Below are 15,647 nucleotides of genomic sequence, written 5' to 3'. Positions count from 1 at the left end.
TCCTGAATTTATTAGTGTCCTATTTTTAAGCTGAAGGAATTTTTTCTACATAAGCTTCAGCTTGTAAAGTTAGTTTACCTGCTTCTACTTTTAGTTGGTTAACTTGCAGACTCATTCCTTCTAAATCGAAGTTACTCAAATTCAGAATTTCGCTAGTTTGATCTATCAAAGCTTTTGTCAACTCTGGCGATATTTCTTCACTTTCGCCATACTCGACATTTTCCAGAGCAACAGTTTTTCCATTGCTGCTAATCCTGGGGACTGCGGAAAAAGCAACTTGCTGATTTTCACCAGTTTCTACTAATTTCATGCTGGCATTTAGTGCTACTTTGCCATCGCCAGGTAGTCGAAAATCTACCTGTTGAGGTTCAATAGTTCTCAGCTGCCCGTTAACGTGGATTTTTTGGCTTTGCAGTTGCGATCGCACATATTCTGAGTTGAAGGCACGATTAATATCAGCTTCGGTTAGGACAACCTGGGCATTAGCTTCAGTAGGTTTAGTGAGTTCAATTTTCCCAAAAGCCACACTCAGAGGATTGATGGCAACATTAGTCATTTGCATTTCTAATTCCTCCATGCGGAGGTCTTTCTGCATAACCAAACCTTCACCTTCAATCTTGACTGCATCCACTTCTCCTTGAACCAGCTTCAGAGGGTCGGTTTTGATGTCTACATCTAAATTTTCTACTTCATCTAATTGGCTAGATAATCCTATTTCTGCCGCTTTATTTAGCGCCTGCTCTCCTAATCCAGGATTCTCTGGCATTATTAAATTAACTCCTATAAATACGTATATCCTTAAGTTAATCTAATAAAATCTCATCAAAATCTTATCTATCTGGCGATGGAATATAGGTTTAAATGTTGTCTATCTAAAAGCAGAATTACATATTTTATCTAATAAAAACTTTTGCTTTTTTATCCAGAAGCTTTCAGGCACAGATGTAGAGTAGCTTGTCATCAAATATCGCTCAAAAGAGAGATGATATCTTGATAATTTAGTCGTTATTTTATTTTTTATAATTAATGCTGCACCAAAATCTGTTTAAGGATAAATCTTGTAGCATAGTCTTAAAGAGATTTTTGGGTTAGCACATCCTTGTATAAAATTAATATAAAGTATGCTCAATTTTATAATAATTTTTTTAAAAGCAAGGTAAAACCAGGGACAACATCTTCACCGCTTAATACTGCTGTAGCTGGATATTGAGTAATTGAACCATCGCGGCGATAAACTAAAGCTTGCTGATTTTTACTATCAATTAACCATCCTAATTGAACACCATTACTAATATATTCTTCCATTTTGGCTTTGAGTTTTGCCAAGCTATCGTTTTTAGAGCGAATTTCAATTACAAAATCTGGTGCTAAATTAATAAATTTGTCATCTTCTTCATCCCAACCTTCTGGCAAACGTCCCTTAGCTACAAAAGCAGCATCAGGCGATCGCACTGCCGTATTTGCTAATCTAAAACCTGTACTTGAACTAAAAACTTCACCTAAATCATGACTTTCTACCCAATTAAATAAATAGGCTCCTGCTTTTATTTCTCGATTACCAGAAATTCCACCAGTTGGGGGCATAGTTTCTAACGTTCCATTAGCATTGCGTTCAAACCGCAGTTCTGGGTTTTGCGAACTCATCAGCATTAATTCTTCATCAGTGACAGTATACAAAGACTGCACCGTTATTTTTTCGCTGGTCATGACGATCTCATCGCAAGCTTGATAGATATCTCAATTTTAGTGATATATACCTCAATTTTGGGTTGAGATTCAATTACTTCTTTACCCCTTTGCGGTTCTGCATTCTCTTTGTCTGGAGCAGTTTGTTATAAAATTGACATTAACAATATCTGACTACAAGCTGTTTTATTCTTTCAAAACAATGCTCTCAGAACGCTTTACCACAGCTCTTACCTACGCCACCCAACTGCACGCGAACCAAGTTCGTAAAGGTTCAGGTGTTCCCTACGTTTCCCATTTATTAGGTGTCGCCAGTATTGCTTTAGAATACGGGGCAAATGAAGATGAAGCGATCGCAGCTCTTTTACACGATGCGATCGAAGATCAAGGTGGAGCCGCAACACGAGAAGAAATTCGCCGTCGCTTTGGTGACAATGTAACAGCAATTGTAGATGGTTGTACTGACGCTGATACAACTCCAAAACCACCTTGGCGACAGCGCAAGGAGGCATACATTGCTCATATTTCTACCGCTTCCCCATCAGTACTGCTCGTGTCATCAGCAGATAAACTTTACAACGCCCAGTCTATTCTCAAAGATTATCGCGTTTTGGGCGAATCAGTTTGGGAACGTTTTCAAGGGCGGAAAGAAGGTACTCTTTGGTATTATCGGGCGCTTGTGGATGCCTTCAGGAAGACTGAAACCACTATAATCATTGACGAATTAGAACGAGTTGTTGCACAAATTGAGGTATTAGCATCTCAATAAAAAATTTTATTTACTCAAAAGTAGATAAAAGATTTATGGAAGTTAGACAAATAGCTTTTTTACAGAGACGATATAATCATGTATCTCACGAATAAATTTTGGCTTTTAGGTTCTTTCTCTAGATAAAAAATCTTTCTCTCGGTAGATAGGTGTACTTAAATTATTATGAATGCTATGTTACAAATATGACGATAGTAAGACAAAACGCTTTAAATACAACCGTAGGTTCTTCAGTAAGTTCTCCAGAAACCTTGACAGAAAAGGTTATTGAAGCAGAGCGTATGCACGATGTTCTGCTTTTACTGCAAAACTTGATTAACAGTGAAGAAGCCACTGTGAAACTAATTCTGGATTGTCTCTATGATGTTGGTTCAGTCAATCTGATCAACCAAAAGCTTCGTGTGAAACCCGTAAACAGGGTGATGAAATTAATTGCGCGAATGTCCAAACCAGTTTTTAAAACTTTGGCTTTAAGTTGGTTTAAGAAAAACTGTCCTCAACTGATTACTAATTGGCTACACACGCAGGTAACTTTTGAAAGTATCCAAAATAAACCCCAAGAAATAGCTGTTGAAGTTGCAGAACTTCAACCATATCCCATACCACAGAGAGAAAATCTGAGCCAAGAGATTAAAAATCTACGCGCTCAAGTCAGATTGCTAACTGGGATTTCAATAACAGCGATCGCTATTTTAGGAGTAACAGCCACTTGGTTAAACTCAAACCCATAACTAGGCACCGTTATCAAATTTAATAAATCCAGGAAGCTATTTTAGGCATAAAAACTATTTGGGTTTTACAGCAGTCTTAAATTGTTGATAAACATCTTCTCGATGTCTTTCGTCTGGTGTATCCGATCCGCTGCGCGAACCTATACTTTGTGTAGTTATAGCGCCTAGTGTGTACGTAGCTGAAATTTATCGTAGGAGTATGCGTGTCATTTTTTGTTTATGACAAATCTAAAATTATTGTATGAGCAAATAATTATTAATTTTTAAAGCCTAATTAATGCTAAAAAGCAACTAAATTGAGTTATGGAAATTACCCAAAATCCAATATTATTAGTTCAAAAATCCCATTTATGCCTGGGATAATAATTATGAATTATAAATTATAAATTATGAATTATTATGCTTTTGCCCAAACCATCCTTGGAGGACATCGAAATACATCTGCTTTTGGAAGGACTGTATCAGTACTACGGTTATGACTTTCGCAATTATGCTTTTTCTTCACTCAAGCGCCGCATTCAGGGTTTCATGGAATTAGAGGGGTTAGCAAATGTTTCTGCATTGCAAGAAAGGTTACTCCACAACCGTGCTTATTTGGAACGATTTTTGCTTGCTCTGACGGTGAATGTAACATCAATGTTTCGCGATCCCAGCTTTTATAACACTTTCAGAAATCAAGTTATCCCCTTCTTGCAAACCTATCCCTTTATTCGCATTTGGCACGCTGGTTGCTCGACAGGTGAAGAAGTTTACTCACTGGCAATTTTGCTGCAAGAAGAAGGACTTTACCACCGTTGCCGCATATATGCCACTGATACGAACGAGAAGGTATTACAAACTGCCAAAAGTGGGATTTTCTCCCTAAAACTGATGCAAGAATATACTCAGCTTTACCTGAAAGCAGGCGGTAAAAAGTCATTCTCAGAATATTATACAGCAGCTTATGATAACGCTATATTTCGAGCATCTTTAAGAGAAAATGTTGTTTTTGCCCAGCATAATTTAGCAACTGATAGTTCTTTTAATGAGTTTAACGTCATCCTTTGTCGTAACGTCCTTATATATTTTAATCAGGTACTTCAAAAGCGGGTACACGAACTCTTTTATAATAGCCTTTGCACCTTTGGAATTTTGGGTTTAGGACGACAAGAATCTATCAGGTTCACTCCTTATGAGCAGTACTTTGAGGAGATAATCAAAGGTGAGAAAATATATAAGAAAATTGCAGGTGCTTAAAATTTAGACCGTTTGAACGACTAAATGAAAATGATTTAACCGTAAAAATAGAGAGAGTCTAACTAAAAAGTGTATTCAAATTAGCACTAAGTATTTCCTAGAAAAAATATTATCAGTAAAGTTGCGGTTGCTGTCAAAAGACAGCCTGTCAAACATTTTTAATTGTGTGCAGAAGACAGATACAGCGATCGCTTAAGGTAAATTACACATTAGAGTCTTAAAGGAGATTGTCGATGCAACTTCTCGAATGTCCTCCTGTTGCAGTCATTGCTGGAGAAAATGCGGTTCACGTTTCTCAACTGCCTTCTATATGGCAAGACATTGCTAGAGGAACCACGAGTGTCGGACTTTCCCATCCCCAGAGCTATATTGAGATGGCACAGTTGTTCTTGTATAAATTAGAGCATGGTGATGTGGACTTGTTTAGCGATCGCCCCCAACTAGCTCACTTGATACCGTCATTCTCTCAGCTATTTACACAATTGGCGTGGGAAACCCTAGAGTTTTTTGGGCAAGACTTTCTCAAACACAGCTATCCGAACTTTGCAGAAATTCTCCGTGATGTGGAGTCAAAGGGGACAGAGTATGCTGATGAAGTAAAAGTCGCTCGTATTGGTATAGATTTATTCAACGAGTTTGGTTATGAATTGCCTGCCAGCTTCTATCATGTGCATCTAGCACCAATTTACCGCGATCATGTTTTTGAAGAACGCGCTTTAAGATTTGACCCCCGCGATATCGAACACAAGCGTTCTTGGGATGCCATACTCCATGCAGGTAAGGTGTTTGCGATTCAGATGAAGGTGCAAAGTATTGCTTCTAAATACGGTTTTACTTATCAACATGGCTGTGGTTGTAACTCTCACCTATCTTCCATTGATGTATCTAGTGGCGCGTTTGAATATGAATTGAGTCCCGAAAAGCGCCAGCGATGGATTCGCAGTTTCATTTGGACTGCTTGGTATGAGTATGCCTTATTTGCGATCGTGCCCAACACGAGTTATCTAGTCTAATACCAATTTGAAAAAAGAATGCGACAAATAGACCATTTGTAGAGACGCGATTCATCGCGTCTTTCTTTCCCCAAGCATGTGTTGCAATCATCAATTAAATAAGCAGAGGGAGAAATTACTCCCTCACTCTCATTTACTGCCAAACGTAGATGAGGATAAACAAAATAATCCAGATAACATCGACGAAGTGCCAGAACAACGAAGTCGCGTTCACGCCGAAGTGGCCTGTGTCGTAATTGCCAGGAATGAAAGAACGTACCAAAATAATCGATTGCAACAGAATACCAGTGAAAACGTGCAAACCGTGGAAACCTGTTAGCAGGTAAAACGTTCCGCCAAATACCCCTGTGGTGAAGCCAAAATCGAGGCCGTTCCATTCAATCGCTTGCCCAACCAAAAAGTAAGTACCCATCGCCATTGTTGTCAAGAGAAACAGACGAAATTTTACTAAGTCATGGCGTTGAAGGGCGCGTTCTGCTAAGTAAATTACAAAGCTACTGGCGACAAGAATTACTGTGTTGATTGTCGGATCTTTTACTTCTAGCCCGGAAACACCTGCTGGTAGCCAGTTAGGGGTTGTTGTTTTGTAGATGGCATATCCGGCGAAAAAACTTAAGAAAATGACGCTTTCAGACAGTAGGAAGACAATGAAGCCAAACATCTTGTTGCCTTCTTCGTCGTGGGTATGTTCTGCGGCTGTGTGCTGCAATTCATCTGGATTGATATAACTGTCCATTTTGCTTTTAGTTTGAGGGGAATTTGAAACGCAAAGGAACGCAAAGGGAAGCGCAGAGGGACGCGGAGGGTTTTTGCGTCTTCCCGATAGTTTGTGTTTATTCTGGGAGGTTGGATGTTAAGGGTTCTGATTTGCCGTAGCCGTAGGGTTCGGAGATGATGATGGGGATTTCTTCAAAGTTTTCTACTGGGGGGGGTGAAGAAACTAACCACTCTAGTCCGATTGCTCTCCAAGGGTTAGCGGGTGCTTTCTCGCCTTGCATCCAAGAAATCACCATGTTGAATATGAAGGGCAAGGTGGACATTCCTAAGAGAAATCCGCCCAAACTAGCGATGATATTCCAGAATTGATACTCTGGGGCGTAGGAAGCAACTCGGCGTAACATTCCTTGCAATCCTAATGGATGCATAGGCAAAAAGTTGAGGTTGGTGCCGATGAAGGCTAACCAGAAGTGGATTTTACCCCAGCTTTCGGAGTACATCCGCCCAGTCATTTTGGGGAACCAGTGATAGATGGCTGCATACAAGCCCATTGTCACTGTACCGTAGAGGACATAGTGGAAGTGTCCTACCACAAAGTAGGTATTGTTAACGTGGACATCAACGGGCACGGAAGAAAGCATGATGCCTGTGATGCCAGCGAAGACAAACATGATTAATGCACCCAAGGCAAACAGCATGGGAGTATTTAGCCGCATTTTACCGCCCCAAATGGTTGCTACCCAAGCGAATACTTTAATTCCCGTGGGGACAGATACAAACATCGTCGTCAGCATGAAAATCAACCGCATCCAGCCGGGTGTACCACTGACGTACATGTGGTGTACCCAAACAATACCACTGACGATCGCAATCAAAATGGATGAAACGGCAACTACTTTGTAACCAAATAAGGGTTTACGTGAATAAACTGGAAAGATTTCCGAGAAAATGCCGAAGATGGGCAAAATAATCACGTAAACGGCGGGGTGGGAGTAGAACCAGAAGTAATGCTCAAACATTACTGGATTACCACCCTTGGCGGGGTCGAAAAAGGCGGTGCCTACTGTGAGGTCAAGTAGCAGCATTACCGCACCAGCTGTCAATGCAGGTAGTCCAAATAGTTGGATAATCTGGGCGCTAAATACTGCCCAGACAAACAAGGGCATTTTGAAGAAACCCATTCCTGGGGCCCGCATCTTCACGATTGTGGTGACAAAGTTCACTGCCCCCATAATTGAGGATACGCCGGATATTGCCACCGCTAAGAGCCAGAGAACTTGACCATTAATCAAGTTACCTGTGGGATTCTGGAGACTGACTGGCGGATAAGACCACCAACCGGCTTGGGCTGGGCCACCAGGGACAAAGAAGCTACCCATCATGATAATTCCGACTACTGGCACCATCCAAAAGGCGACGGCGTTGAGGCGGGGAAATGCCATATCTCGCGCCCCAATCATCAGGGGTACTAAATAGTTGGCAAAACCAACGAGTGAGGGAAATGTCCACAAGAACAGCATCACAGTGCCGTGCATGGTGAACATACCGTTGTAGATGGTGCGATCTACTAAATCTGATTCGGGTGTCATCAGTTCTCCCCGCATCACCATCGCAAAGATACCGCCGACGAGAAAGAAGAAGAAGGAGGTAACGAGATACTGGATACCAATTACCTTGTGGTCGGTACTAAAGCTGAAGTATTCTTTCCAGTTACTTGGAGATTCATGGTTATGCTTCTCATCAGGGAGAAGGATACCTTCAATAGGAACATTAGTCATGGTTACTTTCCTTTCAACCAGGTGAATTGACTAGAGGAGGTGCAGCAGGTGGAACTGTAACCCAACCAGTTTGAACTGATTGATTGGATGTTTGGGCATACTCAGAAGCTGCCTGATTTTTTGCTACGGATGGCTTTTGGGTTGCAGCTTGTGCCAGCCATTGCTGATAATCTTCAGGAGATTCGACAACCACGTTCGCTTGCATCGTCGCAAAGTATGTACCGCTATATTGGGAATCGGTCAATCGGTATTTGCCGGCGCGGATGGGAGTAAATTCAAAGTCGATCGCATGGTTGGGAATAATATCCTGCTTGAGGCGAAATGCAGGTATATAAAAGCCGTGCAAAACGTCTTGCGATCGCAGCGCTAAACGTATCCGGCGATCGCTAGGTAAATGCAATTCGGTACTGGTAATATCTCTTTCGGGATAGTGAAAAACCCACGCCCACTGTTTGGCTAGTACGTCGATTTTTTCTACAGGTTCAGCTAAAGCGTTAGCTGATGAATCTTTTGGTTCTGCATAAGCCGATTCCATTCCCAATGGATTATGCAGATGAACTATTTCCGATGGGCCTTGAATTCCCATTTGTTCGTAAACTTGGTAGCTATAGCCCGCAATCCACAACACTAACAGAATTGGAATTGCTGTCCAGACAACTTCTAAGGTGATATTACCTTCAATTGGGGGGCCGTCGGTGAAGTCATCTTTGATAGCCCGATGGAAGATCACAGAATACATCAGAGTACTTGTGACTCCCAAGAAGATGAAGGAACCGAGGGTTACTAAGAAGCTAATCAAATCATCAATTAGTACGGATTCGGCTGCTGCTTGGGGGGGAAGCCAGGAGTAAGCCTGCTGACCGATCCAGAGACTCGTAACAGTCACTGCGATCGCGCCTGTAAGCAGCGTCAAAATATTTAAAATCTTCTGGATTTTCATGGTCATTGGTTATTGGGCATTGGACAATACAGTTCAGTTAAGTATTTCTTCCTCCTCTTCCTTTGCGTTCTTTGCGTCCTTTGCGGTTCGTTAAAAAATTGAATTTGACAAAGAGTTAAGCCTTAACTAAACCGTATTAGGGCAAAGGATTAAGGACAAAGGACTTATTTGAGTGTTGTGTTCAGGTCTTGGTGCGATCGCAGCAAATTATCTGCTGTATTGTGTACGCCAAACTCGGCAGCCATTTGCGCCCCTAGTGTCCCGTGGACGTACAGAATGAACATGATTGCTATGCCTGCCAACAGATAGATCCATTGCACTTCTCTATCTGTCTGTTTATATTCTTGTTTGGCCCAAACGAAGCGCTGCCATGCTCTCCAGATGGTCAAGACAACAATCAGCGCTAATAAGAACACACCACCCACACCATGCCAAAGCATAGTTTCCATTGCCTGCAATCCCCAGGCACTTTTCATATCAGCTGGTGGTGTTGCCAACAGCATTTCATAAAAGCCTGCTGCTACTGTGAAAAATGTGATGATGCTGGCAGCTAACATGTTGTACCAGCCAACATCAAATAAGTTTTGACGTTCCACAGTAATTGCTAAAAATTTGAAGACCCATTTTTCAAAGGGGAACAGAACACCGACAATATCAAAGGTCATTCCAATGATGAACAAACCTATTGTCAGATGGACTAAGTTGGGATGAATGGGAATGGTGTAAGGTAATCCGTTTGCGCCTAGAGAGCCGCTCAATTGATCGATTAATTCTGAGTTCATCGCAACAGACCATCCTTTACTGCTTCCACAACTGGCACTGTATGCAATCCATACACCCAAACAAGTTCATCTCCGAGATATACTTGCAAGCCAACTATCAAAGTTAAAACTAGTCCGGCTCCCAAATAATAAATTGGTAATTTTTGCGGATTGCGGGAACGAATTACATAGCGCCAAGCTGTAATCGCTGTGATGATTCCTGAAAGCGACCAACCAATCAGCGTATGCAAATTCAGCACCGATTTAGCTAGGCTGTAAGGCTGTGCTAAACCCGCTTCAAACTGACCAAAAAGGATCGCAACGAAGATGGCTACGGTGGCGACTAACATGTTCCACCAACTCACCTCAAAAAGACTGGATTTTCCAGTAAAATAGCCAACTACATCGCAGAAAAAGGAAAACAACACCATCGCAATTACGAAGTGGACAACGATGGGATGAATCGTATCTGGATAGGGTAAATTGTGGTCGTTCAATGATGTAAAATACTCAAGCATTGTATTCTCCTGGACATATCTACCGCACTGTGGTCAATCAATTTTGGATTGCCAATTTTGGATTTTAGATTTATTCCGTCCCTGACGAGATATAAACCAGAAGACCTGAATCCAAAATCGCTAGTTAAACTTCAATGATTGATGGATACTCACTAACACCACTACAAGTATCTATCTATAATTGACCGCAATCTGTTCAATATGTGCGCGGCGCAATACGCTTAATCATGTCTTAGCTTTTTGTAGACAAATTTAGTAAACTTGCCTTTAGGGAATGATTTTTGTTGCGATTAATTTCCTCATGCCAATAGTCTCCAACAGCAATTTTTGATGTAGCTAAACCAAATCGCTGTCGTTTGTTGATTTGCTTAACCTATCCTTTAGCTTAAGTAAATTTTTATGAATTGTCAAAACAATAATAATTAAACTTTTAAAAGTTAGTTATTTAGCAAAAATATATTTCTATAATGTATCGATTCTGGCATTAATTAAATTTCAAAAAGCCATAAAAACCATATTTTTTATGTAAATTATTTCACAATGATAAAATCTTTAATTGTAATGTAAATGACAAAAATATATAATTTTGGTTATTGGGTATAAAAGCGAGTCAAGGTAAGTTAGTAGCTGTGGTGGAACTGGAGAATGCTGAGAGAATGCTGAAAGGATTTGATGAGCCATCAAGTCACACTAACAGGTGTGAGGACAAAACAAGTGGCATTTGAAATTGTGGTCATTGGTACTTCTTTGGGTGGCTTATCAGCCTTAAAAATTCTCCTGGGTAACTTACCAGCAGATTTTCTAGTGCCGATCGCGATCGTGCAACACCGTCACAAAGAATCTAACCACACACTTGAGGAGTTATTACAAGAATTCACTTCCTTGCCGATTCGAGAAGTGGAAGACAAAGACGAAATACTACCAGGACATATCTACTTAGCTCCAGCAGATTATCACTTGCTGGTTGAACTAGGTCACTTTGCTCTTTCGACTGATGAGCCTGTTTCCTATGCCAGACCATCTATCGATGTGCTGTTTGAGTCGGCAGCCGATGTCTACACCGAGCAAGTTATTGGTGTAATATTGACAGGAGCAAACCAAGATGGTGTGCAAGGTCTTAAGAAAATAAAATCGCGGGGAGGACTTACTATCGTACAGGAACCTGCCACAGCTGAGAGCGATGTTATGCCAGAAGCAGCAATTTCTGCTGTTGCAGTAGACTGGATTTTGACACTCTCAAACATTGCTTCCCAAATGGTTAAGCTTTGTCATTAATTACGGAAATAAACCCATGCAGATGGAACCCAAAGTAAACATCCTCCTAGTGGATGATAAACTAGAAAATTTGCTAGCACTAGAAGCAATCCTGGAAAAACTGGGAGAAAATCTGGTGAGAGCTACTTCTGGGGAAGAAGCTTTGAGGTGTCTGCTACATCAGGACTTTGCAGTGATTTTGCTGGATGTGCAAATGCCAGGGATGGATGGCTTTGAAACTGCAACCTTGATTCGGAATCGGGGGCGATCGCGTCACACTCCAATTATCTTTCTCACCGCCTTTAGTACCAGCGACCAAATGCTGTTTAAAGGCTATGCTTTGGGTGCAGTTGATTATTTGCTCAAACCATTAGACCCGAATATCTTGACTTCTAAAGTCACAGTATTCGTAGAACTATTTAAGAAAACAGAAGCCGTCAAGCAACAAGCAGCACAGTTGGTAGCTGTGAATGCAGAACTCAGGCAAAGTGAAGAACGATTGCGATCGCTGAGTACCTGTTCGCCCGTTGGCATTTTTGAAATTGATACTGAAGGAGGATGTAGGTATACTAATCCTCGCTATCAGATAATTTGTGGCTTGAAAGCGGCAGAAAGTTTAGAAAAAAGATGGCTAGAATCTGTTCATCCAGAAGATAGAGAACGAGCAGTTGCCACCTGGTCTAACTACATTTGTGAAGGTCGTGATTACTCTGAAGAGTTTCGCTTTCAAACTGTTCATGGTATCGTCCGTTGGGTTCAAGTTCGCTCATCACCAATGCTTTCCGGTCAAGGAGAATTGCTGGGATATGTAGGCACTCTCGAAGATATTACTGAACGCAAACAAGCAGAAGAAGTCCGCGCTCAAGTGATTCGAGAACAGACGGCAAGACATGAAGCAGAAGCAGCAAATCGGATGAAAGATGAGTTTCTCGCCGTTCTTTCCCACGAACTCCGCACACCCCTAACCTCAATGTTGGGCTGGTCAAAAATTCTCCGCTCTAAGAAACTTGACGAAAAAGCCACTTCCCGCGCCCTGGAAGCAATTGAACGGAACGCTATATCTCAGATGCAACTAATTGAGGATATCTTGGATGTATCTCGGATTATCCGTGGTCAGTTGCGCTTAAATGTATCTGCGGTAAATCTGATTTCGGTGATGGAGGCAGCCTTAGAGGCAGTGCGTCCCCTAGCAGAACCCAAAGATATTAAATTAAATACTCTCCTGGATACTTCGGTGGGGACAGTTTATGGCGATCCAGTCCGTTTACAGCAAGTGGTCTGGAACCTACTAACTAATGCCATTAAGTTTACCCCTAAGGGTGGCAGGGTAGAAGTGAATCTGTCAGTAGTCTGTGGTGAAGAACAACAAACAACTGACAAATACGCCCAAATTCAAGTTATCGATACGGGCATTGGCATCAGTTCCGAGTTTTTACCCAAAGTATTCGATCGTTTCCGACAAGCAGACAGCACCACAACGCGATCGCACAATGGACTAGGGCTAGGACTAGCGATCGTCCGTCATCTAGTGGAACTGCACAAGGGTACAATCCTTGCCCAAAGTCTAGGCGCAGGGCAAGGAGCAACCTTTACTGTGAGACTACCACTGCTACAAAACAATCGGGGTAGCAGAGGGGGTAGAGAAGCCACAGGAGAAATTTCCTCCCCTGTAGCAGCGACGCCACTCGCTGGATTAAGAGTTTTAGTTGTAGATGATGAAGCGGATACCCGTAACTTTCTCAGTTTTATGTTTGAGGAGTATGGGGCGATCGCCACTGCGGTAGCATCCGTTGATGAAGCTTTGGCAGTACTTGAACAAGCAAAACCAGATATCCTGATTAGCGACATCGGCATGTCAGAGCAAAATGGTTATACGCTGATTCGGAAACTCCGCTCTTTAGAACCAGAAAAAGGCGGAGGTATCCCAGCGATCGCTTTAACAGCATACACGCGAGAGGAAGACCGCTTAGAAGCGCTTTCAGCAGGGTTTCAACAGTATTTATCTAAGCCAATTGACCCCACTAAATTGATTGCTATGGTTGTCAATGTATTAAAACTACCTCTGGAAGTTTCAGTGAGTTGATTTTGAACTGGGGAATGGGGAGAGGCAGGGGGAAGAGGCAGGGGGCAGGGGGCAGGGGGCAGGGGGCAAGGGAGAAGAATTTTCCCCTCAGCAAGAGCAGCAGCCCGCCTCTCTGCCTCTTTTCACGTTATGTGGAAAAGCGGATGAAAAACCTAACCCCCTAACCCCCAACACGTCGCGGGAAGGGGGAAAATTCAAAGTCTCTCTCCTTTTAGGAGAGAGATTTAGAGAGAGGTTTTCCAGATACCGTGAAAAGTCAGCCCGCCCCTCTGCCTCTTTTCAATGCCAAATCAAGAGGAAGTTAAGGCATGTTTTTTCAGTTCGTCTAGAGAAACCATTTCCAAAGCTCTAGCATGGGTTGCAGAGAGGATGACGGGTGGAGCAACGCCAGCATCAAGAGCTTCTTGCCAGCGAGAAGCACACAAACACCAGCGATCGCCAGGCTTCAGTCCAGGAAAATTAGAATCAGGAACAGGTGTACTCAGGTCGTTCCCGTGGGATTTGGTGAACTCCAGGAATTCTGATGTCACTTGGGCACATACGACGTGCGAACCGAAATCCTGACCACCTGTGCGGCAAAAACCGTCGCGGTAAAACCCAGTTATGGGAGAAGTGCAACAGGCTTCTAGGTTTCCACCGATTACGTTTTTAGCTTCTGTCATTGTTAATTCGTTGTACTTGATTTTTTTGGCTTCGATATAAGCCTATATTGACACTTTCTACTTTAATTAAAATCGCTATCCCTTATTAAGTAGGGAATTCTAGAATCACTACTCATACCAAGTTGTCAATCTTACGGTTATTAGAGTTTAAACTAAAAAGTACTTATTAAGCTGTTGATTTTATTTGTAATCCCATTGTTTAAACAAGCAGGGATTGAAAAGCACATGAGTCCGCACCGCTACCACCACAGTTAGTTCAAACAGATACGCAGGAGAATGCAATATAAATAACTTTAATTATTCTCGTCCTCTCAAAATCAGCGACAGGACAGAAAGAATCCAACCTTGCTCCGAAAGATTGACCCTTACAGTCATGTTTTGTCCTATTTAAACTTCAGAATATTGAGTTTAGAATCTACTTTTCAAGTAACTCTCTTGTAAATTGACTCAGATCCGAGCGCAAACGAATGCTCTTATCAGCCCAAACGCATCGGTTGAAACCCTCATTCTTTCAACTTACAAAAGTTTTCGCTTTACTGAAGTTGTTGATATGGTACTTAAAAGTCAATGACAATGCCTAGAAAAAATGCTGCTAATCTAACAATTCAGTTCTCGCTGGAGGAGAAAATAATTTTGGAGAAATATTGTGAGAAAATGCAGCGAACAAAAAGCGATGTAATTAGAGAGATGGTACGCTCACTTAAAAAATATTTAGACGGCAGCTAAAATTATCGGTAAGTTTGGCTCGTAATCGTACTTAGTTAAACATATTACCAAATTTAGTGAAATTATAATCAGTGTAGGGAATAAAATGAAGTTCCAATAAAAACCCCTGGTAGTTAGCCAGGGGTATTGCAAGTCAGTACTTTTCGCATGGATGTATCCTACTTAAATACCATAGCAACCGTCTAATTTAGAGATATGCCATTTTGCCAAACAAAAAAAGCCCCCAGTGGTAAGCCGAGGGTTAATTTTTTTTGGAATAGCGGTAATCTACAAAGCTATTATTCCCAGTCCAGTAGGCGATAGAACCAAAGTAGAAAAAGAATTTCTACAACCATATATATTGTGAGGTCATCCAAACAAAAGAGAGCTTCGGCGTATCCTAACCTCGTTGCTTACCTTTAAATAAGCAAAGCTAATAACTTGTATCAGGTTTACTAAAGTAACAAAACTTGATTAAAAATTGTAAAGCATTGTAAAGTAGTTTCACAGGCGAAAACAAAACCGCTTGATTCATAAATAACTAACCGCACTTATAAAAACATGACAGCAACCTTACAACGTCGCGAAAGCGCCAACGTATGGGATCGATTCTGCGAATGGATCACCAGCACCAATAACCGCATCTACATCGGTTGGTTCGGCGTAGTAATGATTCCAACCTTGCTAGCCGCCACCGCCTGCTTCGTAATCGCCTTCATCGCCGCACCTCCAGTAGACATTGATGGAATCCGCGAACCAGTAGCAGGTTCATTAATCTACGGAAACAACATCAT

Annotated in this window: 14 protein-coding genes and 1 pseudogene; 7 read left to right on the top strand and 8 right to left on the bottom strand. The window is 41.8% G+C overall.

What is annotated here, in order from left to right:
- Positions 1 to 25 precede the first annotated feature (25 nt).
- Positions 26 to 766, bottom strand: coding sequence for an LmeA family phospholipid-binding protein (locus tag V7L01_RS13835; protein WP_335035601.1), 741 nt, complete (start codon positions 764 to 766; stop codon positions 26 to 28).
- A gap of 365 nt (positions 767 to 1,131) precedes the next feature.
- A complete protein-coding gene (locus tag V7L01_RS13830; RefSeq protein ID WP_335035599.1) occupies positions 1,132 to 1,707 on the bottom strand; it encodes a Uma2 family endonuclease in 576 nt (191 codons plus the stop codon).
- Between the two features lie 181 nt (positions 1,708 to 1,888).
- Between V7L01_RS13830 and V7L01_RS13825 the strand changes: the two genes are divergently transcribed.
- From V7L01_RS13825 to V7L01_RS13810, 4 genes are all read left to right on the top strand, one after another.
- Positions 1,889 to 2,455: an HD domain-containing protein gene (locus V7L01_RS13825; protein WP_335035903.1), complete on the top strand. Its 567-nt coding sequence runs from the start codon at positions 1,889 to 1,891 to the stop codon at positions 2,453 to 2,455.
- A 185-nt stretch (positions 2,456 to 2,640) separates the two neighbouring features.
- Positions 2,641 to 3,186, top strand: a complete 546-nt coding sequence (locus V7L01_RS13820) for a hypothetical protein (RefSeq protein ID WP_335035597.1) — start codon at positions 2,641 to 2,643, stop codon at positions 3,184 to 3,186.
- 399 nt (positions 3,187 to 3,585) lie between these two features.
- Complete coding sequence (locus V7L01_RS13815) at positions 3,586 to 4,422, top strand: CheR family methyltransferase (protein WP_335035595.1); 837 nt, start codon at positions 3,586 to 3,588, stop codon at positions 4,420 to 4,422.
- 233 nt (positions 4,423 to 4,655) lie between these two features.
- Positions 4,656 to 5,435: a hypothetical protein gene (locus V7L01_RS13810; protein WP_335035593.1), complete on the top strand. Its 780-nt coding sequence runs from the start codon at positions 4,656 to 4,658 to the stop codon at positions 5,433 to 5,435.
- A gap of 133 nt (positions 5,436 to 5,568) precedes the next feature.
- On the opposite strand, the gene V7L01_RS13805 is transcribed toward V7L01_RS13810, so the two are convergent.
- From V7L01_RS13805 to V7L01_RS13785, 5 genes are all read right to left on the bottom strand, one after another.
- A complete protein-coding gene (locus V7L01_RS13805; RefSeq protein ID WP_335035591.1) occupies positions 5,569 to 6,171 on the bottom strand; it encodes a cytochrome c oxidase subunit 3 in 603 nt (200 codons plus the stop codon).
- A gap of 97 nt (positions 6,172 to 6,268) precedes the next feature.
- A complete protein-coding gene (gene ctaD, locus V7L01_RS13800) occupies positions 6,269 to 7,930 on the bottom strand; it encodes a cytochrome c oxidase subunit I (protein ID WP_335035589.1) in 1,662 nt (553 codons plus the stop codon).
- A 13-nt stretch (positions 7,931 to 7,943) separates the two neighbouring features.
- Complete coding sequence (locus V7L01_RS13795; protein WP_335035901.1) at positions 7,944 to 8,870, bottom strand: cytochrome c oxidase subunit II; 927 nt, start codon at positions 8,868 to 8,870, stop codon at positions 7,944 to 7,946.
- A 164-nt stretch (positions 8,871 to 9,034) separates the two neighbouring features.
- The gene (locus tag V7L01_RS13790; protein ID WP_335035587.1) at positions 9,035 to 9,652 is read right to left on the bottom strand and encodes a DUF2231 domain-containing protein; all 618 of its coding nucleotides are present in this window, start codon (positions 9,650 to 9,652) and stop codon (positions 9,035 to 9,037) included.
- On the bottom strand, positions 9,649 to 10,149 hold the full coding sequence (locus V7L01_RS13785) for a DUF2231 domain-containing protein (protein ID WP_335035586.1): 501 nt from the start codon (positions 10,147 to 10,149) through the stop codon (positions 9,649 to 9,651). Before V7L01_RS13785 ends, V7L01_RS13790 begins: the two co-directional genes overlap by 4 nt.
- Before the next feature lie 714 nt (positions 10,150 to 10,863).
- On the opposite strand from V7L01_RS13785, the gene V7L01_RS13780 reads away from it, so the two are divergent.
- Positions 10,864 to 11,424 (top strand): chemotaxis protein CheB, encoded by a 561-nt coding sequence (locus V7L01_RS13780; protein WP_335035899.1) that lies wholly within the window; start codon positions 10,864 to 10,866, stop codon positions 11,422 to 11,424.
- Positions 11,425 to 11,440: 16 nt separating this feature from the next.
- Positions 11,441 to 13,486: a hybrid sensor histidine kinase/response regulator gene (locus V7L01_RS13775; protein WP_335035584.1), complete on the top strand. Its 2,046-nt coding sequence runs from the start codon at positions 11,441 to 11,443 to the stop codon at positions 13,484 to 13,486.
- Positions 13,487 to 13,776: 290 nt separating this feature from the next.
- Here the strand turns inward: V7L01_RS13775 and V7L01_RS13770 are convergent, their stop codons facing one another.
- Positions 13,777 to 14,148: a DUF2237 family protein gene (locus tag V7L01_RS13770; protein ID WP_335035582.1), complete on the bottom strand. Its 372-nt coding sequence runs from the start codon at positions 14,146 to 14,148 to the stop codon at positions 13,777 to 13,779.
- 1,266 nt (positions 14,149 to 15,414) lie between these two features.
- Between V7L01_RS13770 and V7L01_RS13765 the strand changes: the two are divergent.
- Positions 15,415 to 15,647, top strand: a pseudogene (locus V7L01_RS13765) (photosystem II q(b) protein); the annotation flags it as partial.

Origin of the sequence: Nostoc sp., from assembly GCF_036917095.1 — a bacterium.
Taxonomy (GTDB): Bacteria; Cyanobacteriota; Cyanobacteriia; order Cyanobacteriales; family Nostocaceae; genus Nostoc.
The sequence above is the reverse complement of the archived record's forward strand: the minus strand, read 5'-3'. Positions and strand labels throughout refer to the sequence as shown.

What these genes read in the sequence shown, in the direction of transcription:
- V7L01_RS13805 (WP_335035591.1), bottom strand. Translation starts at nt 6,171, where the DNA reads ATGGACAGTTATATCAATCCAGATGAATTGCAGCACACAGCCGCAGAA.
- ctaD (WP_335035589.1), bottom strand. Translation starts at nt 7,930, where the DNA reads ATGACTAATGTTCCTATTGAAGGTATCCTTCTCCCTGATGAGAAGCAT.
- V7L01_RS13815 (WP_335035595.1), top strand. Translation starts at nt 3,586, where the DNA reads ATGCTTTTGCCCAAACCATCCTTGGAGGACATCGAAATACATCTGCTT.
- V7L01_RS13835 (WP_335035601.1), bottom strand. Translation starts at nt 766, where the DNA reads ATGCCAGAGAATCCTGGATTAGGAGAGCAGGCGCTAAATAAAGCGGCA.
- V7L01_RS13775 (WP_335035584.1), top strand. Translation starts at nt 11,441, where the DNA reads ATGCAGATGGAACCCAAAGTAAACATCCTCCTAGTGGATGATAAACTA.
- V7L01_RS13795 (WP_335035901.1), bottom strand. Translation starts at nt 8,870, where the DNA reads ATGAAAATCCAGAAGATTTTAAATATTTTGACGCTGCTTACAGGCGCG.
- V7L01_RS13830 (WP_335035599.1), bottom strand. Translation starts at nt 1,707, where the DNA reads ATGACCAGCGAAAAAATAACGGTGCAGTCTTTGTATACTGTCACTGAT.
- V7L01_RS13825 (WP_335035903.1), top strand. Translation starts at nt 1,889, where the DNA reads ATGCTCTCAGAACGCTTTACCACAGCTCTTACCTACGCCACCCAACTG.
- V7L01_RS13790 (WP_335035587.1), bottom strand. Translation starts at nt 9,652, where the DNA reads ATGAACTCAGAATTAATCGATCAATTGAGCGGCTCTCTAGGCGCAAAC.
- V7L01_RS13785 (WP_335035586.1), bottom strand. Translation starts at nt 10,149, where the DNA reads ATGCTTGAGTATTTTACATCATTGAACGACCACAATTTACCCTATCCA.
- V7L01_RS13770 (WP_335035582.1), bottom strand. Translation starts at nt 14,148, where the DNA reads ATGACAGAAGCTAAAAACGTAATCGGTGGAAACCTAGAAGCCTGTTGC.
- V7L01_RS13820 (WP_335035597.1), top strand. Translation starts at nt 2,641, where the DNA reads ATGACGATAGTAAGACAAAACGCTTTAAATACAACCGTAGGTTCTTCA.
- V7L01_RS13810 (WP_335035593.1), top strand. Translation starts at nt 4,656, where the DNA reads ATGCAACTTCTCGAATGTCCTCCTGTTGCAGTCATTGCTGGAGAAAAT.